General features: G+C 57.6%; 19 protein-coding genes and 1 tRNA gene. 2 read left to right on the forward strand and 18 right to left on the reverse strand.

The window, feature by feature from the left end; genetic code table 11:
* Positions 1-12: 12 nt before the first annotated feature.
* The 3 genes from GRX76_RS14435 to GRX76_RS14445 form a co-directional block, all read right to left on the reverse strand.
* Positions 13-1,344 carry an integrase family protein gene (locus tag GRX76_RS14435; RefSeq protein ID WP_160153955.1) on the reverse strand — a complete coding sequence of 444 codons (1,332 nt, stop codon included), beginning with the start codon at positions 1,342-1,344 and terminating at the stop codon, positions 13-15.
* A 352-nt stretch (positions 1,345-1,696) separates the two neighbouring features.
* A complete protein-coding gene (locus GRX76_RS14440) occupies positions 1,697-3,340 on the reverse strand; it encodes a glycosyl hydrolase family 18 protein (RefSeq protein ID WP_160153956.1) in 1,644 nt (547 codons plus the stop codon).
* A gap of 81 nt (positions 3,341-3,421) precedes the next feature.
* Complete coding sequence (locus tag GRX76_RS14445; protein WP_201276824.1) at positions 3,422-5,860, reverse strand: glycosyl hydrolase family 18 protein; 2,439 nt, start codon at positions 5,858-5,860, stop codon at positions 3,422-3,424.
* Positions 5,861-6,256: 396 nt separating this feature from the next.
* On the opposite strand from GRX76_RS14445, the gene GRX76_RS14450 reads away from it, so the two are divergent.
* A complete protein-coding gene (locus tag GRX76_RS14450) occupies positions 6,257-7,348 on the forward strand; it encodes a PaaI family thioesterase (protein ID WP_160153958.1) in 1,092 nt (363 codons plus the stop codon).
* A gap of 22 nt (positions 7,349-7,370) precedes the next feature.
* Here GRX76_RS14450 and GRX76_RS14455 read toward each other — a convergent pair whose 3' ends face one another.
* The 11 genes from GRX76_RS14455 to GRX76_RS14505 all read right to left on the reverse strand — a co-directional run bounded on the left by GRX76_RS14455 (position 7,371) and on the right by GRX76_RS14505 (position 16,316).
* A complete protein-coding gene (locus tag GRX76_RS14455; RefSeq protein WP_236250382.1) occupies positions 7,371-7,976 on the reverse strand; it encodes a YigZ family protein in 606 nt (201 codons plus the stop codon).
* Positions 7,939-8,520, reverse strand: a complete 582-nt coding sequence (locus GRX76_RS14460; protein ID WP_160153960.1) for a DsbE family thiol:disulfide interchange protein — start codon at positions 8,518-8,520, stop codon at positions 7,939-7,941. The genes GRX76_RS14455 and GRX76_RS14460 overlap by 38 nt, the downstream gene beginning before the upstream one ends.
* Positions 8,521-8,618: 98 nt before the next feature.
* A complete protein-coding gene (locus GRX76_RS14465) occupies positions 8,619-10,616 on the reverse strand; it encodes a heme lyase CcmF/NrfE family subunit (protein WP_160153961.1) in 1,998 nt (665 codons plus the stop codon).
* Positions 10,613-11,062, reverse strand: a complete 450-nt coding sequence (locus tag GRX76_RS14470; RefSeq protein WP_160153962.1) for a cytochrome c maturation protein CcmE — start codon at positions 11,060-11,062, stop codon at positions 10,613-10,615. The genes GRX76_RS14465 and GRX76_RS14470 overlap by 4 nt, the downstream gene beginning before the upstream one ends.
* 42 nt (positions 11,063-11,104) lie before the next feature.
* Entirely contained in the window at positions 11,105-11,338 is a 234-nt protein-coding gene (gene ccmD / locus GRX76_RS14475; RefSeq protein ID WP_160153963.1) for a heme exporter protein CcmD, read from the reverse strand.
* 10 nt (positions 11,339-11,348) lie between these two features.
* On the reverse strand, positions 11,349-12,119 hold the full coding sequence (locus GRX76_RS14480) for a heme ABC transporter permease (RefSeq protein WP_160153964.1): 771 nt from the start codon (positions 12,117-12,119) through the stop codon (positions 11,349-11,351).
* 69 nt (positions 12,120-12,188) lie between these two features.
* A complete protein-coding gene (ccmB, locus tag GRX76_RS14485; RefSeq protein WP_236250383.1) occupies positions 12,189-12,989 on the reverse strand; it encodes a heme exporter protein CcmB in 801 nt (266 codons plus the stop codon).
* Entirely contained in the window at positions 12,979-13,668 is a 690-nt protein-coding gene (ccmA, locus tag GRX76_RS14490) for a cytochrome c biogenesis heme-transporting ATPase CcmA (protein WP_160153965.1), read from the reverse strand. The genes ccmB and ccmA overlap by 11 nt, the downstream gene beginning before the upstream one ends.
* A gap of 33 nt (positions 13,669-13,701) precedes the next feature.
* On the reverse strand, positions 13,702-15,471 hold the full coding sequence (locus GRX76_RS14495) for a SpoIIE family protein phosphatase (protein WP_160153966.1): 1,770 nt from the start codon (positions 15,469-15,471) through the stop codon (positions 13,702-13,704).
* Between the two features lie 11 nt (positions 15,472-15,482).
* Positions 15,483-15,827 carry an STAS domain-containing protein gene (locus GRX76_RS14500; protein WP_160153967.1) on the reverse strand — a complete coding sequence of 115 codons (345 nt, stop codon included), beginning with the start codon at positions 15,825-15,827 and terminating at the stop codon, positions 15,483-15,485.
* 315 nt (positions 15,828-16,142) lie between these two features.
* Entirely contained in the window at positions 16,143-16,316 is a 174-nt protein-coding gene (locus GRX76_RS14505; protein WP_160153968.1) for a PA3496 family putative envelope integrity protein, read from the reverse strand.
* A 454-nt stretch (positions 16,317-16,770) separates the two neighbouring features.
* On the opposite strand from GRX76_RS14505, the gene GRX76_RS14510 reads away from it, so the two are divergent.
* A tRNA-Arg gene (locus GRX76_RS14510) sits at positions 16,771-16,846 on the forward strand.
* 26 nt (positions 16,847-16,872) lie between these two features.
* Here the strand turns inward: GRX76_RS14510 and GRX76_RS14515 are convergent.
* The 4 genes from GRX76_RS14515 to GRX76_RS14530 form a co-directional block, all read right to left on the reverse strand.
* The gene (locus GRX76_RS14515) at positions 16,873-17,907 is read right to left on the reverse strand and encodes an isoaspartyl peptidase/L-asparaginase family protein (protein WP_160153969.1); all 1,035 of its coding nucleotides are present in this window, start codon (positions 17,905-17,907) and stop codon (positions 16,873-16,875) included.
* Between the two features lie 254 nt (positions 17,908-18,161).
* Positions 18,162-19,325, reverse strand: a complete 1,164-nt coding sequence (locus tag GRX76_RS14520) for a CaiB/BaiF CoA-transferase family protein (protein ID WP_160153970.1) — start codon at positions 19,323-19,325, stop codon at positions 18,162-18,164.
* Positions 19,303-19,563: a hypothetical protein gene (locus GRX76_RS14525; RefSeq protein WP_160153971.1), complete on the reverse strand. Its 261-nt coding sequence runs from the start codon at positions 19,561-19,563 to the stop codon at positions 19,303-19,305. The genes GRX76_RS14520 and GRX76_RS14525 overlap by 23 nt, the downstream gene beginning before the upstream one ends.
* Positions 19,547-21,700, reverse strand: a complete 2,154-nt coding sequence (locus GRX76_RS14530) for a 3-hydroxyacyl-CoA dehydrogenase NAD-binding domain-containing protein (RefSeq protein WP_160153972.1) — start codon at positions 21,698-21,700, stop codon at positions 19,547-19,549. Before GRX76_RS14530 ends, GRX76_RS14525 begins: the two co-directional genes overlap by 17 nt.
* Positions 21,701-21,725 lie beyond the last annotated feature (25 nt).

The following is a 21,725-nucleotide window of genomic DNA, read 5'->3' on the forward strand; positions in this document are numbered from 1 at the left end:
CGCCCATTTTGTTTAAACGACCACTTTCAGGCGGCCACGGCTTTTTAGGTGCCGCTCCCACTTCTCCATCAACTCCCGGCGCTTATCGTCCAAGTTGGTGCGGCGGTAGCGGCGCTGTACTGAGGTGCCCACGACATGCCCCACTTGCAGGGACACACAGATTTCCGGCACGTCGGTTTTTTCGAGTGCCCAGTCGTAAAAGGTGGAGCGCCATCCGTGGATACTGATCGGCTTTGGCTTGCCGTTTTCGTCGAGAATATTCTTATCTACCCACGGGCCAAACTCCTGTAGGCGCTTTTGTAGTAGATAGGCGGCGTCATGGTTTACAGGCTGGTCCCGCTTGCTGCCTGCCAGTACCCACTTGTTACGCTGGGGGAGAGACTTGAATAGGCGCTCCATTTCGGGGGTGATCGGGAGAATGTGGGGTTTGCCGTTTTTGGTGCGGCGCTGCTTCATTACCGGATCAACGCCGGGGATACGAATTACCATATCGTCCCAATCCAGCTCGTCCCACTTGAGCCACCAAATTTCCTTGGTGCGGACGCCGGTCATTACCAGAAGTTTCAGGTAGGCGGCATCGGCGCCCGTGCACTGGTCGAGCGCGGCCCAGAATTTGGCGGCGTCTTTGTAGGCGAGTGCCGGGTGGTTCTCGCCTTCCTTCTTCTTCTTCGACACTTCCGGCAGTAGTGGGGCTATGGTCTTACTGGCGGCGGGGCTTTCATCGTCGCGCAAGCCTTTCAGGTGGGCCGCGGTGAGAATGATGTCCATGCGGGACCGGGTGCGGCGCCCGCTCTCGTGCTTGTTGATCCATACCTGAGAACGGGGGCAGTCGTCGGGGCAGTTCCGCCCGCATTTGTGGTCCAGCACTTCGAGCACGTCTTTCTGGGTGATCTGGCGGGCGGTCTTCTGGCCGAATACTGGTGCAATGTACATTTCCCAACTGGTACGCCATTGGCGAGCGTGCGAGGGGTTCCATGGCTCGTCGGTCTTGCTTTCCTGCTCTTCAATGTGCGCAAGATACAGTTTCTCGAACGGGGGTTCGCTGGCGAGTGCCCGCTGTTTCTTCTCTTCGTCTCTGGTCGCTTTTCGTTCAGCGGCAATGTCGGTGCCGGCGGCTACCTTGGCGGCTGACTGCTCAACCAGTTCCCGGGCCTTCGCCAGCGTGATCTGTGCCGCGGCGCCTAACCCCAGATTTTTGCGCTTGCCGTCCTTCTGGTATCGGTATACCCAACTGCCTTTGCCTTCACCGGATACTTTCAGGAAAAGTTTCTGCCCGAAGCTATACATGCCCGGCTTGCCGTCTTTCAAAAGTTGCTTGCGCTGCGCGTCGGTTGTGTAGGCCACGATTCCCCCTTGCTGGTACTTTCCGGTATACCTGTGGGTATACCTCGATTGCGTTGACTGGGAATATAGGGGGTTGGCAGGGTCCGCGCAATGATTTGCAGGGTTGAAGGCCGCAGCGTGCCTATATTTGAAGTGTAAAATGGCGACAAGCTTGCAGGGATTTGCAGGGATTTATAAGGATTGGTATACCCCTTTCGACGGACGTCCGGTCCGCCACATACAGAAAAGGCTCACACGAAAGTGTGGGCCTTTTTTGTATGTGCTTCCTGCCTCAGAGCAGCAAGAAAAAGCTCACACCGGGGTGTGAGCTTTTTATATTTACGCGGACACTGCATTTACACGGATGCTTTACTCAAAGCGAATCCAGATACGCCCGGTGCTCTGTCGAAAATTCAAAGCTATTGAATTTATCCCAGTTGATTGACCAGGTCATCAGCCCCCGCAGTCCGGTCCAACCGGTACTGGTATGCGGTGTGTAGGTGGTGCACCCCTGCAGCTTCACCAAACAATTGAGTGCAATGTGCACTTCACTCACCGAGGTAAATCCCCCACCCGCGTTCACATTCGCCGGCAACCCGATTAGAACCTGATCTTGCCGCAGCGGCGGGAAGAAATAATTCGGATCGCCGCCGACGTTAAAGCCCGTCAACACCATATCTGCCATGGCAATATGAAAATCCGCTACGCCCATGGTGTGATACTGATCATCAAGACCGATGATGGCACCGGAGTTGTAGTGCTGCACCTGTAGCCAATCCAGATCATCGCGCATGGCGTGAATCACCGGCAGGTATGCACCCGCGCGCCGATCACAGCCCGAACAAGAGCCGCCATAAAAGCTGTAGCCCAGCTGCACGAAAAAGGTTTCCGGAGCCATGGTAAGCATGAATGCTTCACCGTAATGGGATTTCAATGCCTGAAGTGCTTCGATCAAATGCACGATCACCGGCGTTGTCGGATTGCGGAAATCGACATCACCTGCATTCAACTCAAGGGAATGCCCCTCAAAGTCCACGTCCAGGCCATCAAATCCGTAACGATCGATGATTTCAATCATCGAGCGGACAAAATTGTCTCGCGCCTGAGCCGTTTCCAGTCGCACCTGACCATTGGCACCGCCAATACTAATAATGATTTTTTTGCCCGCCGCTTGCTTGGACTGAACCCCCGCCCTGAACTGCTGCTCATCAAACAGCGGATCCAGCGTGAAGCCGATTTCGCCAGGCGCAGCACCGGTAGGCTCCGCAAATGACACATTGATTGCATCAAAGGCATCGGACACCTCGGCAATGGGAATCACACCAGAACCATTGTCAAAGTTGTGCCAGTAACCCGAGATGATCCGATCACTATTACCACCGCTGGATCCTCCCGAAGAACTACCGGACGAAGAACCGGATGATGAAGAGCTACCCGATGAACTGCTGGATGAACTACTAGACGTACCATCGCAGCTCGCCACCTGGGTCCAGGCGTGCTCCCAATAGGTTCCCTCTCCCGGTGCATAGGCCCAGGCCGATGCCGACGAGCACCAGCCGGCAATATCACACTGATATTCATTGCCAAGATTCCGCACCCGCTCCCCGGCCACGTAGGCAGTGCCGGCGACATATTCCGGCGCAGTGCAACTACCGGCGCCGGACGAACCGCCAGACGAGGACCCGGAAGAAGATGACGAACTGGATGAAGAGCTCGACGAAGAGCTTGAAGAAGAACTGGATGAGGAACTGGAGGATGAGCTGCCACCATCGCACTGTCCGGTAACACTCCACTCCTGCCACTGCCCGGAATACTGCGCTGGATTTTTCCCCTGACTCCACCAGTTCGACTGATAGGCTATGCCATCATGCTGCACCTGAGCGCCACCGCCGTAGGCATCCGCGCTGTTCCAGGCAGACAAACCAGAGCAATCGACTGCCGATGCAACACTGGCAAGTGCGGAGAGTAATATTCCCAACCCCCAACGAAGGGCGGCTGTCGTAAAAACCGTTTTCATAGCTTCACCATTATTTTTATTCAATGAAAATAACCAGGCACTGCGAAAATATCTTCGCAGTGCCTGATCAATACGAGGTTGTTATTGGAGTGGCGCGATCAGGGATTCACATTCCGCCACGGTGAGATTACGCCCGCAAACCGCTATCTGGTCCGCAGGGTTGCCGTCAGCGCTGTTACTGATCAGCGGATTGCTCAGCACATGGTTAACCGTATTCAGGTTGTAGCCATTGTCTTGCTCTGCCATCCAGAAGAAGATACCGGCGAGGCCATTGTCTTTTGCGTACTGCGCCTTGAGTGCAACGGTGCGTGGCGTTTCCACCGAAATAAACGCACCGATACTGTCATTGAACAGGTAATCAGCATTGGCTTCTTTGTCGGTATACAGCCAGTAACCATTGCGGGGCGCCATAGTGCGATCCAGATAATTCTGGTAGAGGTCATATCCCTCGATTACACCGGCCTCCCAGGAGCCCAGACCGGCCACACCAAGAATCAGCTCCGCCCCTGTCCAGTTGCTGTCGCCGTAACTGCTGGAGCCCGTCAGCCCGTAGGTGTATTCGGAAATATCCCCGGGATTGGTGGCTTTGGAGCGATGATAATTGGCGGCGCCGATCATCAATTTGTTCGCGGGCACGCCCAGGCTCTTCAGGTAGTTCAGCGTCCAGTCCGCAGAGGTGCCTGCAGACGAGCCGACCGCCATCGGGTTGGTATACAACGGAGTATGGTGAGACAGCTCCCGCTCCCAGGCACCGGTGAGGTCGTAGGTCATGGCGTATAGCCGATCCATATAGGGGTGCACCTGCGGCCAGTCGATCTTTTCGAGACGGCCGAGGCCTGCGGGAATAGCAGAAGACAGGCGGTAGGATTTACCGGTTTTTTCTGACAGCCAGTCCATGCCCGCGCGCAACTCACGAATAAGCGTCACGTAATTTTCACCGTCGTCCTCCCGCGCCATACCGACCACGGCGCCATCACTTCCGGGGTACTCCCAATCGATATCGACGCCGTCGAAATCAAAACGCTCAAGGAAGTGCACCACGGAATCCACAAACACTTTGCGTCTTTCCGGGTCGTGCGCCATCCACGGAAAACCTTCCGACAGGGTCCAGCCACCCACAGAAAGATCCAGCTTCAATTGCGGATTCTCCCGGCGCAGCTGATAAAGCACACCGAAAACACCACCTACCTTGTCTTTGTCGAGCTCGTACATGCTCTCGGTGCCGACCACTCCATTGGGCGCGACACCGACATCCCGCAGGAATGCAGCTTCAAAATCCGCTACCGCCACAGCACCATCGGGCAGGCCGCTCTGGTTGCAGGTGCGCATGACTGCGGCCGGTGCCGAAGTGGGGAATCCACCGTCCTGCTCATTTTTAGCATCGGGATAACAGATACCGGCAAAGCCGTACACAATACGGTGGAGGTTGGATGCGGGCAGCCTGGTGAAATCGTACTGGCGACCGTAAATGGCCCAATCACCGATATAGGTAACGATTTCGGTTCCCGCACTGAGGTCGTAGGTATTGTGTTGTAGCTCAAGGTTACCGGGAACCAGCTTGGAACCGCGCGCACCGTTGTCGACATCCAGGCCGCCATGATCGCCGCCATTGTCGGTGGATGGATTTACCCCTCCCCGGGTACCCGTGAGGGTAGATTGACTGTCTGCAATACGGGCTGCCGCAATGGATCCGGTGTCATTCACCACGCCGGCATTCAGGTTGCCCTCAACCGGCTGTGGCTCACCGTAATCAATGGTGTTGGGAATCGGAACCGGGCAAAGCGCTTCATCCGGGTATCCCGCGGTTTCCCACTGACCCGGGTAGGCGGTGTTATCCGGGGCGATGGAGTGAGTATCCACCAGTGCGCGATAAGCGACGCCCTGATAGGCAACCACACTACCGGCGGTATACAGGGTGCCCGTCTGCCATTCCGGCGCGCAGAAATAGGCGTCCGGCACTGTGCCACCACCACTGCCGCCACCGCTACTACTGCCTCCGGCGCAGGCTTCTGCTGTCGTTGCGCTCCACGCCTGCGCCCAGGCCCAGCCGACTCCGGGCTCATAGGCACTGTTTCCGGACGAACACCAACCGGCGACGGAGCAGGCATAGAAGCCGCTGGCATTCGCCACCACATCGCCGGCAGCGTAGGCCGCACCCGCTATATACTGCGGACAGTCACCTCCACCGGAAGAGCTACCCGAGCTGCTACTGGTGCCGGAACTGGAACCTGAACTACTCGCAGTCCCTCCCGAGCTGGAACTGCTGCTGGAGCCCGGTGCGTCACAAGCACCAAGGTCACTCCAGGCGTGATTCCAGGCCCAACCGCTTCCCGGTGCATAAGCACTGCCCTGGCTGCACCAGCCGCCCACATCACACTGGTAAGCGGTGTCTTCACTTTGCACCTGGCTGCCAGTGCTGTAACTGGCGCCGTCCTGATATTCCGGAATTTGACTGCAGTCGTAGGCCGCCACCGCCGTGCTGGCCAGCAAGCCACACAGCAGCGCGCCCGATTTCAACATCCTTTTTATTGTTGTTTGTTGCATCTTGTCTTCTTCTCCCAGTCGAAGAGTCGGAGGAGAGCCGGGTGCACCACCCGGCCCCGATTAGGGAATTCAGTACTGCAAAGAATTTGCTCGATGGAGCGGAGGCGGTCGCCTCTTCTGGAGGCGTATTGCACAGATAACACTCTCAACTCGTGGTCGACAGCGCTGTCAAAATTGCGCCGAGCTGACAACGCTGTCAATCAACGGAGAGGGGATTGGCGACAGGAATTTCGAGAAATCTGCGGAGAATGCACTGCCGCACAAAAGGAGCACAAATTGGACGCCAGTGCGGTGGCAGGCAAGGCACCGGATTTTGCGTAGAGCCCGCGCATCGCGGACCCTAACATCAGGTTGTCACTCAAGGAGATGGTAATGGCGAACATCACCGACGAACCTTACCGCGGCGCTATCGCCGATCTGCGGGCTCTGCAGCAACCGGGGCTGGATACCTTCAGGCGCTACATACACGGTGACCTTCCCCTACCACCAATCTGGCGAATCACCGGCATGCACCCCACCGAGGCCGGGCTGGGAAAGGCCACTTTTTCCATGCCCGTAACCCCCTGGCTGGCGGACGGCACCGGGGTTTACTGGGGCGGAATTTACGCACTGTTTGCGGATTCACCGCTGGCCTCTGCGATCTGGACCACACTTCCTCCCGCCAAGGTATTGACCACATCGGAGCTCAATATCAGTTATGTGCGTCCACTAACGGAGCAGACCTCAAGCATTATTGGCCATGCAGAAACCGTGCACTCGGGGAGCCAGGTGGGCCTGTCTACGGTGCGCATCAGTGACCACCTGGGGCGTACCCTCGCCTTCGGAAGTTCCCGCTGCCTGATTGCAGACTTCCCGGTGGATCAAAGTGAACAATTTCCGCCGCCAGATTTAGGACCAACCAACCCGCAGGACCCTTATCTCCGCCCCGTGCCTCCATCGGACTTCTGTACCTTGAGTGAATTCGGGGACGCCATCCCGATTGAACTGCAGCGCGCGACCATTCGCGAGGGGCGCTCACATCCCATCTGGAACTTCACTGGCTATCGCGCCACACAAATTGATGATGGGGTATGCCAATCAACACTCCCCTCGTCACCCTGGTTTTCCAACGGGAGTTTCTCGATCAATGGCGGGCTGCTGGCCTGGGCGGCAGATTTCACCATGGGTGCTGCGGTCTATTCGACCCTGCCTGCCGGGGATATTTTCGCGAACCTGGACATGCATATTCGCTTTACCCGCCCGGCCAATATTGACTCGGGCCCATTAACACTGACAGGCAAAGTACATCACCGCGGTCGGCAGCTGCGGGTTTCCTCCTGCGAAATCCTGAACGCAGAAGGCAAACGGGTGGCAATGGCCACCGGATCAGCACTGGTGCTGCCGGGGGGCGCGAGATTACTGAGTGAAGGGGTAAAACCGGAAGACATTATTGCATCGGCGACAGCAACCCAGACTTCAGCCTGAATCGCTACTGGCAGCCTGGTTTCTAGTGGGGCTCCAGCGTCTTGCACGCAATGCCTTCGGCCTGCAGCTGTGCCTTGAGCGCGGGCCACTGATCGGCGGGCAACTGGATCGGCAACTGCACTTTGTCACTGTAAGCGGCGTCGTTACAGCTGCCCAGGTGCTGAGAGGTGAGAAAACGCACTCGCGACTCTTCCGAAAAATCGCAACAGACCTCTGCATTGATCAACGGGATAAATGTTTTCAATTCCGCCTGCTGCAGGGCTGCGCCGACCGCTCCGCGGTAGGCCCGCATCAAGCCCCCTACTCCTAGCTTGGTGCCGCCAAAGTAGCGAGTCACTATCGCGCCCACATTGCCAACCCCCTGCTTCAGCAATAGCTCCAGCATTGGCCGACCGGCACTTCCGCCGGGCTCACCATCGTCATCGGCCTGCATAGTATCGGGGTTGGAAGGATTACCGATGACCAGCGCGGTACAGTGATGGGAGGCGTCCGGATACTCACTGCGGACTTTTTCCAGCACACGCAAAAAAGCCGCTTTATCGGTTACTGGCCCCAACCAGCAGATAAAGCGGCTCTTCTTTTCTTCGGTTTCAGTGACAACGGGAGAGCAGGGAATCTGATAGCTCACCGGAAAACTCATCCCAGGCTTGTGTTTGTAAGCGCTCGTACAACGGCTGTAGCTTGGTCTGCCAGATGCGGTCATCGACTACACCCACATGTTTACAGCGAATGGTGCCGCCGGCGTCCACCAGGAAAGTCTCCGGCGCGCCAAAAACACCGAGATCCATGGCCAGGCGCCCTTCCTCATCAGACACGGAAAACAGGTAGGGGTTGTGGAATTTTTCCAGCCATTTCTGCGCAGCTTCGTTTTCGTCTTTGAGATTGATACCGACGATCGGCACCCCCTCTTCCGCCAGCTTGTTCAGGTACGGATGCTCCACCCGGCAGGAAACACACCAGGTCGCCCACACATTCAACAGCAACGGCTTTTGCGGGAGGTCCGACTTCTTCAGCTCACGATTGGACTCCACATCCAGCAGCGCAAACTCCGGCACCGGCTTGTTCAGTAGTGCCGACGGCATATCCTGAGGGTTCAGGGACAGGCCACGCCAGAAAAGTACTGCCAGCGCAGCGAAGATGATCAGCGGTAAAAAAAGTTTCAACCTTGCCATCAGGTTTGTGTTCCCAGTTACTTCTTTTCGGCCTTCCCGGCCACACCCACGCAAGCCTGCGCAGCCGACAGAATAAGACGCCGCAGACTTGCTGCGACTCAAGTTCCCGCGAGAGAGCGGCCGCCCACCGCAGACGCCTTGCTGGCCTGCGCTACTTTCACTTTGCGGTACCGCTTGTCGGCAACGGCGATTGCCCCACCCAGAGCCATCAACGCTGCACCCAACCAGATCCAGACAACGAAAGCTTTGTACTGCAGGCGCACCGCCCAGTCGCCACCGATATGGCTTTTATCCAGCGGATCGCCCAGAGCGACATAGAGGTCGCGGAACAGCGTAGTGTCGATGGCTGCCTCGGTCATCACATTGCCACCCGACAGGTACTGGCGTTTTTGCGGGTGCAACTCGGCGGTAACCTTACCGTTCCGGCGAACCACAACCACACCTTCGGAAGCGCGGTAATTGGGGCCCCTCACCTGACGCACACCCTCAAAGGTGAATTCGAAACCGGACATTTCCGCGCTCTGCCCCGGTGACATCCGCAAGTCTTTCTCAATGCTGTAGACGGAAGTCAGCGCAACGCCCAGCACGGAAAGCGCGAGGCCAATATGGCCAAGATGCATACCGTAATAGCTGGCCCGCTGGCGCTTCAAGCCCGACCACAGGGAGTCGGCATTGCGAGACTTAGCCAGGATATCGGCCACGCTGGCAGCAATGACCCACAAACCGGCAAACAACCCGAGCATGGCGCCCCAGTGAAAATCCCCGGCCAGCAGCGTGAGCAGCGGAGCGCCGATTGCGGCGACCAGTGCCGGCAAACTCCAGGCTTTCACCAGTTTGGGCAGCTGGCTGTCTTTCCAGTTTGCATGGATACCCATGCCCAGCAAAACGCAGAGCACCAGCATCAGAGGTACAAAAAACAGATTGAAGAACGGCGGCCCAACACTGATTTTGCCCCAGCCAAGCGCGTCCGCCAGCAGAGGGTAGAGCGTGCCCGTGAGCACCATCCCCATGATCAGCACCAGCACCAGGTTATTACCCAGCAGGAAAGTCTCCCGCGCGCGGAAAGAAAAAACGCTGCCGGCACTTACTGCGGGTGCACGCAGGGCAAAGAGAAGTAGCGAAGCCCCCACCACGATGGCCAGGAACGCCAGGATAAAACCACCGCGCAGCGGGTCAGTAGCAAACGCGTGCACCGAGGTCAGCACACCGGAGCGCACCAGGAAGGTTCCCAGCAGGCTCAGGCTGAACGCAAAAATAGACAGCAGAATGGTCCAGCTGCGGAAGAGTCCGCGCTTCTCGGTAACCGCCAGTGAGTGCAGTAATGCGGTGCCCACCAGCCAGGGCATAAAGGAGGCATTCTCCACTGGATCCCAGAACCACCAGCCGCCCCAACCCAGCTCGTAGTAGGCCCACCAGCTACCCAACGCGATACCGAGGGTGAGGAAAGACCAGGCAACCGCGGTCCATGGGCGCGCCCAACGGGCCCAGGCGGCATCGAGTTTGCCCTCCAGCAGTGCCGCGATGGCAAAGGCAAAAGCCACCGAGAAACCCACATACCCCATATACAGAAGCGGCGGGTGAATGATCATCCCCGGGTCCTGCAGCAGCGGGTTGAGGTCGCCCCCATCCGCCGGCGGAAATGGCAGGATGCGGTCAAAGGGATTGGATGTAAGCAGGATGAACAGGAAAAAACCGATCAGCAGCATTCCCAGCACCGAGAGCACTCGAGCCACCAGCACCGCCGGTAACTGCCGGCTGAACAGGGCCACCGCCGCCGTCCAGCCTGCGAGCATCAGCAACCACAGCAGGATTGACCCCTCGTGGCCACCCCAGACCGCCGTCACCTTGTACACCATCGGCAGAATGCTGTTGGAATTCTGGGCGACGTAGGCAACGGTAAAATCGCTGTTCACAAAGGCGACCGTCAGGCATACAAACGCCAGCGCGGTAAACGTCAACACCCCCAATGACAGGGGGCGAGCGGTATCCATCCACAAAACCCGGCCGGTATAGGTGCCCAGGATTGGCACTAACGACAGCGCCACCGATAGCAACAGGCCGACAATCAGGGCGAAGTGCCCCAGCTCAGGACTCATATCTTGGCGCCCCCTTGACAGGTCACTTCGCCGCGCATGGACTCAGCCACTTCCGGTGGCGTATAGGACTCATCGTGCTTCGCCAGTACCTGATCCGCGCGCACATAACCGCCCTGCTCAAGCTTGCCGGTCACAACCGCAGCCTCACCTTCGGCAAAAAGGTCCGGCAGGATTTTGTCGAACACCACTTCCAGCTCGGCTTCGCCATCGGTGATGGCAAATTTCACATCGAGTGAATTGCCGTCGCGCACGATACTGCCGGGTACCACGCAGCCACCGGCCCGGATGCGCTTTTCAAATGGCACTTCGCCGGCAGCAAAGGCGCTGGGCGCATAGAAATAGTCCATGTTCGAGCGCATGGCGTAGGTCACAAAACCAATAGCGGCACTGGAGAGTGCCACCAGGAGGAGCACCAGAATCAGGCGCTGTTTACGGGCTGGATGCATGCTTGTCCTGCTTAATCAATAAAGTTCGGTTGGCGGAAGGGTTCAGCCCGCCGGTTCCGGTTGTGGCTGCTGTTCGCGGCTCGCCTTGGCTCTGCGGCGGGCTTCTTCCTGGCGCAGCTGGCGGGCAAATTCCTGCCGCATCTTGCGCTGGCGCAGCAGAGGCGCGACGGCCAGGGTGCCCAGTACCAGAATGGCCACTCCGTAGGAGGCCCAGACATAGGGGCCGTGTCCGTTCATGGCCAGGAAACTGGCCAAACCATCAAATTGAAATTGCATGGTTGCGTCCTCAGGCCCTGGCTGCGCTGCTGGATTGCGCTGCGGGCTGCCCCATGAGCTCACGCACCCACTGGGTCCGCCACTCGCGCTGCAGGATCAGGGTGCGGGTGTGCAGGGTCAGCACCCAGGCATAAAAAAGGTAAAACCCGGCGATCATGGTGATCAACGGGTAGAACATACTCGGATCGATGGTGCTGGCTTCGGTGAGCTTGAGGGTGGCGGGCTGGTGCAAGGTGAACCACCAGTCAACAGACTTGTAAATGATCGGGATATTCACCGTGCCCACCAGTGCCAACAGTGCACTGGCCTTATCGCCAGATTGCTCACGGCTGAAAGCACCGGACAGGGCCATCACCCCCAGGTAGAGGAAGAACAGCAGCAACATGGAGGTAATGCGCGCATCCCATACCCAGTAAGTGCCCCAGGTGGGCTTGCCCCACACGGCACCGGTGAACAGCGAGATGAAGGTCAGCGCCGCTCCGATAGGCGCCGCCGCACGCATGACCACAAACGACAGCTTCATTTTCCAGATCAGGCCGATGGCACCGCAGATTGCCATGATGTAATAGCCGGCCAGGGCGAGGAACGCCGCCGGCACATGGATATAGATGATGCGGTAGCTGTTGCCCTGCTTAGCGTCTTGCGGCGCAAACCCGAGCCCCCAGACGCAGCCTACGGCCAGTAATAGCAGGCTGACAGCACCCAACCACGGCAGCCAGGCACTGGTTTTCTGATAAAACCAGCGCGGCGATCCTAATCTGTGAAACCATTGCCAGGACAATTTCTTTCTCCTATGTCCTTTTCTCACCCAAATGGCGCACCGCATGGCGCCATAAAGTGCGGAAAAGAATCAGTTTTCCAAGCTGATGCGGATAGCACCCGCAGCAGCCAGTGGTGCCAGTGCTGCCGCAGCGGTCAGTATGGCCCCGAGAATGGCCAGTTGCGGGCCGTAGCTGTAGCCATCCAGCGCCGCCTGCACTGTTCCAGTGCCAAAGATTAACACGGGCACATAAAGGGGCATAATGATCAACGCCAGCAACAGGCCCGGCCGCCGCAATGCCACCGTGAGTGCCGCGCCCACGGCACCAATCAGGCTGAGGCTGGCGGTGCCCAGGGCCAGGGAGACCATCAGGGGCCAGTAACCTGCGGCGTCCAGGTTCAACATCATTCCCAGCAACGGCGACAGAACCGCCAACGGCAAACCGGTCACCATCCAGTGCACCAGCACCTTGGCCAGTACCGGGAAATACAGCGGCTGAGCCTGCAGGGCCAACTGCTCCAGTGAACCGTCTTCATAATCACCGCGAAATAGTGACTCCTGCGATAACAGGGTCGCCAGCAAAGCCATTACCCAGATCAACCCCGCCGCCATGCGCGCCAGCATTTCCGGCTCAGGCCCTATCCCCAGGGGCATCATCGCCAGAACGGTCACGAAGAACAGCAGCGGATTGACGATTTCCGAGCGGCGCCGCACCGCCAGTGTCAGTTCGGTTCGAAACAGGGTATGGAACCCCGGAACGTGTACCGGATTCGCCACCGGTATTGATTTCGCGGAAGACAAATTGATCCCGGACGCCCCAGTGTCTGCAGGGTTGGATGTGGAAGAGGATTTGGAAGCCGATAAAGGCGTCGCCAGCTGCTCAGTCTCCATAGGCCACCTCCAGATCGCTCTGTTGGGGCTGGAAATCCGCCAGGTTGACCTTTGCCAGTGGCGCAATCCCGACCGGCTGGTGCGATGTCAGCAACAGGCTCCCGCCCTGCTCAAGGTGTCGATTCATCTGCGCTTCCAGACTGGCAACACCCGCAACATCGAGCGCCGCCAGTGGCTCATCCAGAATCCACAGGGGTTGAGCACCTGGCAGATACAAGCGCGCCAAAGCCACCCGCCGGTTTTGCCCGGCAGACAGCTGCTGACAGAGAAGATCTTCAAAGCCGTAAAGCCCGACCTGCTCGAGCGCCGCCATTGCATCACCGTGGGTCGCACCGTACCAGGCCAGGTTTTCCAGTGGCGTGAGTCCGCGGCGGACGCCGGCGTTGTGCCCGATATACAGAAGAGAGGCGCGCATGGCAGTCAGCGCGCGCGGGTAAGCTTGTTCACCCCAGCAAATTTCGCCCCGGAAGTCGCTAGCGCTGCCGATCAAGGTACGGATCAGGGTGCTTTTGCCGGCACCATTGGCACCCTCTACCTGCAGGGCGGTGCCCGGCGCCAGGGTGAAATTGAGGTCAGCAAACAGCAGGCGTCCGTCCCGCTCGCAAGAGAGATCGCGCGCAATCAACGACTGCCCGGCGGGACAACAACCACCAGGGTATTCTCGGGATTCTGAGGCCATTGCCCACCGCAACTGATGAAAAACTAATCGGTATTATACCGGCACTGACGGGCTTTGCATGGTTTTCCCGTCGTCACTGGCACTGCCATCACCGTCACCCCAGGCGATCTCGGCCTCAACCCGGCTGCTTCCCGGCGCGTAGTGCACTTGACGACAAACAGTCTGCAATAAGTCCAGACCGCGCCCGGAATAGATGCCCCTCGGCGCACGAACCTCCGGAAAACCCGTGCCGCTGTCTTCCACCGTCAAGGTCAGGAGGCCGCCGGTTTTGTGCTCACTACAGTGCACCGAAATACTCACCCATCCGTCACTCAGGCGGCTGCGGCGCTCTGCCAGCAAGTCGTAATAGCGAATAAAACCGTCATCGGTGCTCTTGATGGAGGAATCCAGCTCCAATACGCCGTGCTCCAGTGCATTGCGGAACAACTCGCCCAACGCAATGGCGAGGTCCTCCTGAAACCGGGCTGCGCCAGGCATCTGCCCGACCACACTCAAAAGATGCGGCAGCGGATCGGCCGCGCGCAGCTCCTCCTGCGAGAGCCTGAAATTGAGCGACCACTGTCCAACACGCCCGCCACGGCGATCCCCAGAGGGATCCATTGCCGAGTAACCCCGTCTCCGCAGGGAGGCATCCGTCAGATCCAGTTCGACCAGGGAAAGATCGTCATGCTGCTCAGCAGCATGCGCGTTCACCGCCACCAGAATTTGATCGAATGCCTGAGAGCCATTCCCGCCATCGGCCTGCAGCAGCTGCAACAACCGCGACTCACCGAAGTGCTCCCCTTTACTGTTGCGTGCCTCGTGAATGCCGTCACTCCAAAGGTACAGCCGGTCACCGGGAAGGACCCGCAGGTTGACCACTGCCGCATCGATCTGATCGCTAGAAAGCACGCCAAATGGCAGGTGGCGGGACTCCAGCAGGTGCAATTCACCACTTTGGCGCTTCAGGCAGGGGCTCGGCATGCCCGCATTCAAAATCCGCAAGTGCTGGCGTCGGGGATCCAGTTCCAGCATGACCAGGCAGCAGAACATCTGCCGCGGCAGGATGCCGTAGAGTTTGCGGTTGATCTCCCGCAGAACCCGCGCCATGGAGAAGCCGCGCGGCACCATCGAATAGAAAATTGACGTGAGGGGCACCGCCCCCACCGCTGCCGCAAGGCCGTGACCCGCAAAATCTCCCAACATCAGCACCAATTTGCCATCCGGCGCATGTGTGGCCGCCAGCAAATCGCCGTTAAGAACCGCGCGGGGAGAAAGGTGATAGCGAATTGCGGGCGTGTCATCCAGGCAGCTCTCATTACCGAGGTTACCGAAAATTTCCCGCGCGTTGGCCTGCTCCTGAAGGAAGTCGGCGTGGTGACGACGCAACCGGTCCCGCTGCGCCATCAGAGAGCGGCTGAACTCGCAGAACCGGCGAATGGAGGCCAGCTTGAGCTCCACCAGCGCCGGGCTGTATGGCTTGGTGAGGATGTCGTCGCAATCCTGTAAAAAGGTTACCTCGGCTCCGACATCCGATTCCTCCAGAACGAAGAGAATCGGTACCGGCTCAATCCCCGTGCACTGGCGCAACTGCCGGATTTCGTCACTGCTGGTATTTCTGGCTGCCCGCGGCCCAAAAATCAGTAAATTGGGCGCAAACTCTTCATAGATCTCCAGCGCCTCGATGCTACCCGGGACAAGCTGCACCGACGCTGGAAGTGCGCTGCCGCTGGCGCTGGTGTATTGCCAGTTGTGGATGATCTGGCGCAGCGCTGCCCCCTCGCGGGCATCGCTTTCGACTATGAGAACCTGGAACGCAGACATGTAGGAAGGGATCAGCGAATGCTAAAAATTCGGTCGAAATTGGACACCGATAGAATGTGGGAGACATGGGCATTGGCATTCATCAGCTCAACCCTGGGCTGAAAGCCTTCTCGACCCATTTCCACACAGTAGTCACGCAATAACAGAAGCATACCCAGGGCAGCACTGTCGAGATGATCGGTTGCGGAAAGGTCTACCAGAAAAACTTTGGGAGGCGGTGCCACATTGCGATAGGCCCGCTGAAATTCCCGGTGCAAGTTAAAGTCAAAGTTACCGACCACACGGATAACCAGCGCTTCCCCGCTGTCAGAAACTTCCGAAGTAACCCGGTTTTCAAACCTCTCGGAAACCACCATCTGAAGGTCCTTTTTCTGCCCCTTCCCAATTCATCCAGTTGACGACCGATGCGGAAATCCGTTATCGGCCCGACCAATATACACCTCGCTGGTACACCTGCAAACCGGTCCTTTGGGTGGAACCCCAGGGGACATTCAACCACCGTTGCAGAGTCTCTCCTCCACCCCAAATTAGAACCCCCAAATTGGAAAAGGGTGCCAATGGCACCCTTTTCTACCTGTCGTGGTATTACCGAAGGCTACCCGACAGAATTTCATCTGTACCCGGGCCGGACCCGGTGCGTGTAAATTGACCTGATTAAAAAACCACCCGGCTTAGAAGTCGTACTGAAAATCCATCAGCTCCCTTCTGAGACGCATTTCCTCCAGCTTGTCTTCGACCATCCGGCGGGCATCCCTGGGACTGTTGGGAATCAGCAGAACATCTTCTGCCAAAGAAGATTCGGATTCATCAAAATCCATGTCATTTTCGATAACGTTGCCGCTCATAGAAAACTCCACAATCTCGATCTGCCAGGGCAGAAACACTTTGTCTGTTTTTGTTGTGCAATCGCAGATTAGCCAGCTATCGCTTTTCCGGTCAAGCAACTTTTTTGTTGCGGAAACGGGGCATTTCTCAGGGTTACATAGTTCCCCGGAAAGGCATCAGGGACCGGCGAAAAGGTCTCCATACAAGCACCGCAACTGGCGCAAAAATACCTGCAATTTGTTACCAGTTCGCGACAGTTTTTCCCCAGAATGATCCCGGAGAGCACCGGCAGTCAGCGGAGCACTGCGGTAACCAAAACTGTTCCGGCGTTACCGCTGGTTACACAATATTGGGCGAGCCGATGGAGTTGGCAGTAGTGGTGAGATTGAAAGCAAAGAGTGGGGTCTGGATTTGCGCCCATGACAGCTGGCGCGCCAAGCGCTAGAATGGCCGCCCTGCCCACTCGGGCAGCACGTCCCCGTCGGTTAACCGGATAAACCACGGACCTCCTAAGTCCGGACTGCCCGTTCGAGTCGGGCCGGGGACGCCATCCTTCAAGCCGCACCAATGCAGTGCTCAGTCGCTGCCGAAGATCGCCACCTCGGCGGCCTGTCCGGCCACCCGGCTTCCCCGATACATACCCGACGTGTTGAAGGTCAATGCGATATTGCCCTTGGCATCCAGCACGATGACACCGCCAGTGCCCCCCACCGGAAGCAACACCTGGTTGATCACTTCATCCGCCGCCTGCGCGACGGACTTGTTCTGGTAGGCAACACGGGTACAGATGTCCGCCGCCACGTTGTAGCGGATAAAGTACTCGCCGTGGCCAGTGGCAGAAACGGCACAGGAGTTATTGTCTGCGAAGGTGCCGGCGCCGATTACCGGGGAGTCGCCGATACGCCCGTAACGCTTGGCGGTCATTCCGCCGGTGGAAGTACCGGCAGCCAGGTTCCCGTGTTTGTCCAGCGCCACCGCACCCACGGTACCCATTTTGAACGCTGCCGGTAACGCCTCTACCGCCGCTTGGTAATCCTTGTCCTGCTTGTTTTCTTTTTTCAGTTTTTCCCTGGCACGCTCCAACTGCTCCCGCCGTTGCGGGGTATCAAAATCCCGGTTGTCGACCATAGGCACACCGCGACTTTTGGCAAATGCTTCTGCCCCCTCCCCCGAAAGCATCACAAACGGCGAGTCCTCCATCACCATCCGCGCAAGGTTGATGGGGTTGGCGATGTGCTGTACTCCGGCAACGGCGCCTGCCTGGCGGTCGCGACCGTCCATAATGGAGGCATCCAGTTCGTGGGTGCCTTCATAGGTAAATACTGCCCCTTTGCCCGCATTGAACAGGGGTGAATCTTCAAGAATGTTGATCGCCGCCACTACCGCGTCCAGGCTAGAGCCGCCCTTTTCCAGCACGCCGTAGCCGGCATTGATTGCCTCCTCCAATTTGGCGCGGTAGTCGCGTTCCTTTTCCGGTGTCATTTTCGATTTTTCAATGGTGCCGGCGCCACCGTGAATGGCGATGGCAAAGGTTGGTGTCTCCGGCTTTTGCGCGTCTGCACAAACGCTAACCAGCATCAGGCAGGCGACAACCCAGGTGAGTTTTTGCATGGCGTTTCTCACTATTGTGTAATCCGATTCATTCTAAAGTTCCTGGGAGAAAGTAACCCAGCAAAGCCCGGGCCGCCAATCACAGAACCATTCGCGCCACCGATTCAATCGTCTCCCGCACACCATCGTCATTACTGGACTTGCCCACCGCCTAGCGCAATTCCAGACGCCACCTTTGAAACAGGGTAATGATGGCTATGCGATCGCTCACTCGGTAAAAAACGTTTCAAATAACTTCATTGCCCAGGCTCCCGTCACACAGATTCCCGAGAGCTGGTACTGGCCGCGATTCCCTGTTGTTCCAGTTGATCTAATTCCTCCGCGCGAAACCCCAGCCCCGCGAGAACCGCGCGCGTATCTGCGCCCGCCCGACGTCGACCGTGTAACACGCTTGACGGAGTGCGGCTGAACCGCGGCGCCGGCGCCGGCTGCAGATATCCATCAATGGGGATATAGCTGTTGCGAGCACTGTTGTGTGAATGTTGCGGAGCCTCGTCAGCACTCAGCACCGGAGAAACGCAAGCATCGGTGTTTTCAAGTAGCGCACACCAGTCGTCGCGGGTCTTCTGGCGAAAACGTTCCGCCAATACATTTTTCAGGGTGCGCCACTGGCCTGGCTCATTCTGCGCGGCATTGTTAAAGGTGGTCTTGTCCAGCCCCATCAACTCTACAAATTCGGTAAAAAAGTGCGGCTCTATGGCTCCCAGTGCCAGATATTTTCCGTCAGCGGTCTCGTAGGTATCATAAAAAAATGCAGCACCATCGAGGATATTGCTTTCCCGCTCTTCCAGATTCCACAGGCCCGCCGCGTGGAAGCTGTGACACATCCACATCAGATTCGCTACACCGTCCACCATGGCCGCATCCACTACCTGCCCTTTGCCAGAGCGACCGGTTTCCAGCAGCGCACCGAGAATGCCCATAACCAGAAACAGGGTGCCGCCGCCAAAATCACCCACCAAGTTTAGCGGCACTACCGGCTTCTCCCCTTTGCGGCCGATGGCATGCAGTGCGCCGGTGAGCGCAATGTAATTGATATCGTGCCCGGCATTCCGTGCCAGAGGCCCCTGCTGGCCCCAGCCAGTCATGCGCCCGTAAATCAGTTCCGGGTTTATCCTGTGGCATTCATCCGGGCCGATACCCAGTTTTTCCATCACCCCCGGACGGAAGCCTTCGATGAGCACATCCGCGGTGGCCACCAGTTTGAGAAAAATCTCGCGACCGCTGTCACTCTTGAGATCAAGCACGACCGATTTTTTACCGCGTCGACTCATATCCTTGGCATACATGGGATCAGGCTTAAGAGTGCGATCCACACAGATCACCTCTGCCCCCATATCCGCAAGCAGCATACCCGCCATGGGGCAAGGTCCCATACCCACCAATTCAATGACTTTAAATCCGCTCAGTACACCCATAACCGCCTCCATTCAGACCGAGGATCCCAATCACCCGGGTCATGGCCTCAACCACCGAGGTTTCATCGACCACATTGACCTTGCAAAAGATGGCCCGCTCACCGAGCGACTCGGCCACTGCAACACCTCTGGTGTCATTCAGGTCAAAAATTGCGACATTGGTACCGTTGGCGATAGCGCGCCCGGGTTGCGGAACCAGGCGCCCCTCGTCTATGCGAAGATCACTTGAAGCTTTCACCTTTCGCCAGGGTTTCCGCCACGATAGTCGGCGGCAGGAAGCGATCACCATACTGCACAGCCAGCGCATTGGCGCGATTGATAAATCGTCGCAGGCCGTAAGTATTGACGAACTGGATAAAGCCGCCGGTCCACATGGGTGCGCCGATTCCCAGCAGCGATCCCACATTGCCATCAGCCACGCTGCGCAATACCCCTTCCTGCAGGCACTTGAGGCTTTCAATAACCTGACGGAACAAAAGCCGGTCCTTGATATCATCATTGGGCAGATTTACGTCTTCCCGCATGTACAGCTCGTACAGTTTTGGCCAGACGGACTTGCTGCCATCTTCGCCATACTCGTAATAGCCACCACCGTGATAGCGGCCACCGCGGTCAAATTCGCTGATCAGGCGCTCACACACTTCGATGTTACAGCTATTGTCACCCTTGGCCCCCAACACACCCATCTCGCGATGGGTTTCCGCAACCTTGCGGGTCAGCTCCTGGCTGACTTCATCCTGAATAGTGAGCGGCCCCACCGGCATCCCCACCTGTTTGCCCATGGCATCAATCAGCACCGGATCTAACCCCTCTACCAGCAAGCGCGCGCCTTCGTCGAGGAAGGTACTGAACACCCGCGAGGTGAAAAAGCCGAGGGAGTCATTCACCACAATGGGGGTTTTGCCGATCTGCTGGGCGTAGTCAAACGCTTTGGCCAGGGCCTCGTCGCTGGTCTGTTCACCACAGATAATTTCAATCAGGGGCATTTTATCCACGGGCGAGAAAAAGTGGATACCGATAAAGTTTTCCGGTCTTTTACTCACCTCAGCCAACTGGCTGATCGGCAAGGTCGAAGTATTGGAGCCAAACACCCCAGTCTCAGTGAGATAAGGTTCAGCCTCCCGAGTGACCTTGCTCTTGAGTTCAATATTCTCGAACACCGCTTCCACAATCAGATCACAGCCCTGCAGATCCTCGTATTGATCCGTCGCCTTAATCAGGTTCAATAACTGCTGCTTATCCTGTTCAGAGGCACGGCCGCGCTCTATCTGTTTGTCCATCAGCTTCGCAGAATAGGATTTGCCTTTTTCCGCCGCCACCACACTGATGTCTTTCAGTACCACCTCGATACCACTGCGGGCGGATGCATAGGCGATGCCCTGCCCCATCATGCCGGCACCGAGAATGCCGACTTTTTTAACCGTGGTCTTTTCAATTTTCTTCGGTCGGCTGGCTCCGCTCTTGACACTGTTCATCTGGAAAAAGCCGGTGGTGATCAAATTCACCGCCTCGGGTGTGGTAATCAGATAGGCCAGCGCGCGGGACTCATAGCGCAGGGCGGTATCGATATCTACCGTTACCGCCTGGGCCGCCACATCGAGAATTTTTTCCGGTGCAGGCAACAGGCCGCGAGTTTTCTTGAAGAGCATCGCCGGGGCACTGGAGAGAATGGCGTTGATCTTGGGGCTCCAGATATCGCCACCGGGTACCTTGTGGCCCTTGTGGTCCCAAGGCTGAACCGCGGCCTGTGGATTTTCTGCAATCCAGGATTTCGCAGCACTGACCAGATCTTCGGCCACCTCGATTAACTGATCTACCAGCCCCGCCTTATGCGCATCACCGGCCTTCATATGCTTGCCTTCCAGCAAAATTGGCAACGCTTTTTCCAAACCCAGCATATGAATGGAACGCACTACACCGCCGCCGCCGGGTAGCAACCCCAGGGTGACTTCAGGCAGACCAATGGAAACCTTGGGAGAATTCCAGGCAATGCGATGATTGCACGCGAGACAGATTTCCAGTCCGCCGCCGAGGGCTGCGCCATTGATTGCCGCCACCACTGGCACCGGCAATTTTTCCAGGCGGCGCAGGGGTGCCTTGATGCCCGACTCGATCATTTCAAACTGTTCCGGCTCACCGCCGGGCGCAACACTGGAAAGCGCCTTGAGATCGCCGCCAGCAAAGAAGGTGCTTTTGCCGGAGGCGATAACAACCCCGGTCAGTTCCGTCTCTTTTTCCAGGCGATCGAGGGTTTCCGCCATCGCGGTGCGGTACTGCTTGTTCATGGCATTGACCGGGCCATCCATATTCATGGTAACCGTCACTATGCCGTTGCTGTCTTTTTCGTAGATGAAGCCGTGGTATTTATCAGCCATTGTCTTAGCCCTGTTCTGAATTTGT

It is taken from the genome of Microbulbifer sp. ALW1, from assembly GCF_009903625.1.
In the GTDB taxonomy this organism is placed as follows: Bacteria; Pseudomonadota; Gammaproteobacteria; order Pseudomonadales; family Cellvibrionaceae; genus Microbulbifer.

Coding starts and splice junctions, on each gene's coding strand:
- GRX76_RS14440 (WP_160153956.1), bottom strand. CDS start 3,340: ATGAAAACGGTTTTTACGACAGCCGCCCTTCGTTGGGGGTTGGGAATA.
- GRX76_RS14445 (WP_201276824.1), bottom strand. CDS start 5,860: ATGTTGAAATCGGGCGCGCTGCTGTGTGGCTTGCTGGCCAGCACGGCG.
- GRX76_RS14450 (WP_160153958.1), top strand. CDS start 6,257: ATGGCGAACATCACCGACGAACCTTACCGCGGCGCTATCGCCGATCTG.
- GRX76_RS14460 (WP_160153960.1), bottom strand. CDS start 8,520: ATGGCAAGGTTGAAACTTTTTTTACCGCTGATCATCTTCGCTGCGCTG.
- GRX76_RS14465 (WP_160153961.1), bottom strand. CDS start 10,616: ATGAGTCCTGAGCTGGGGCACTTCGCCCTGATTGTCGGCCTGTTGCTA.
- GRX76_RS14470 (WP_160153962.1), bottom strand. CDS start 11,062: ATGCATCCAGCCCGTAAACAGCGCCTGATTCTGGTGCTCCTCCTGGTG.
- ccmD (WP_160153963.1), bottom strand. CDS start 11,338: ATGCAATTTCAATTTGATGGTTTGGCCAGTTTCCTGGCCATGAACGGA.
- ccmB (WP_236250383.1), bottom strand. CDS start 12,989: ATGGAGACTGAGCAGCTGGCGACGCCTTTATCGGCTTCCAAATCCTCT.
- ccmA (WP_160153965.1), bottom strand. CDS start 13,668: ATGGCCTCAGAATCCCGAGAATACCCTGGTGGTTGTTGTCCCGCCGGG.
- GRX76_RS14495 (WP_160153966.1), bottom strand. CDS start 15,471: ATGTCTGCGTTCCAGGTTCTCATAGTCGAAAGCGATGCCCGCGAGGGG.
- GRX76_RS14500 (WP_160153967.1), bottom strand. CDS start 15,827: ATGGTGGTTTCCGAGAGGTTTGAAAACCGGGTTACTTCGGAAGTTTCT.
- GRX76_RS14505 (WP_160153968.1), bottom strand. CDS start 16,316: ATGAGCGGCAACGTTATCGAAAATGACATGGATTTTGATGAATCCGAA.
- GRX76_RS14515 (WP_160153969.1), bottom strand. CDS start 17,907: ATGCAAAAACTCACCTGGGTTGTCGCCTGCCTGATGCTGGTTAGCGTT.
- GRX76_RS14520 (WP_160153970.1), bottom strand. CDS start 19,325: ATGGGTGTACTGAGCGGATTTAAAGTCATTGAATTGGTGGGTATGGGA.
- GRX76_RS14530 (WP_160153972.1), bottom strand. CDS start 21,700: ATGGCTGATAAATACCACGGCTTCATCTACGAAAAAGACAGCAACGGC.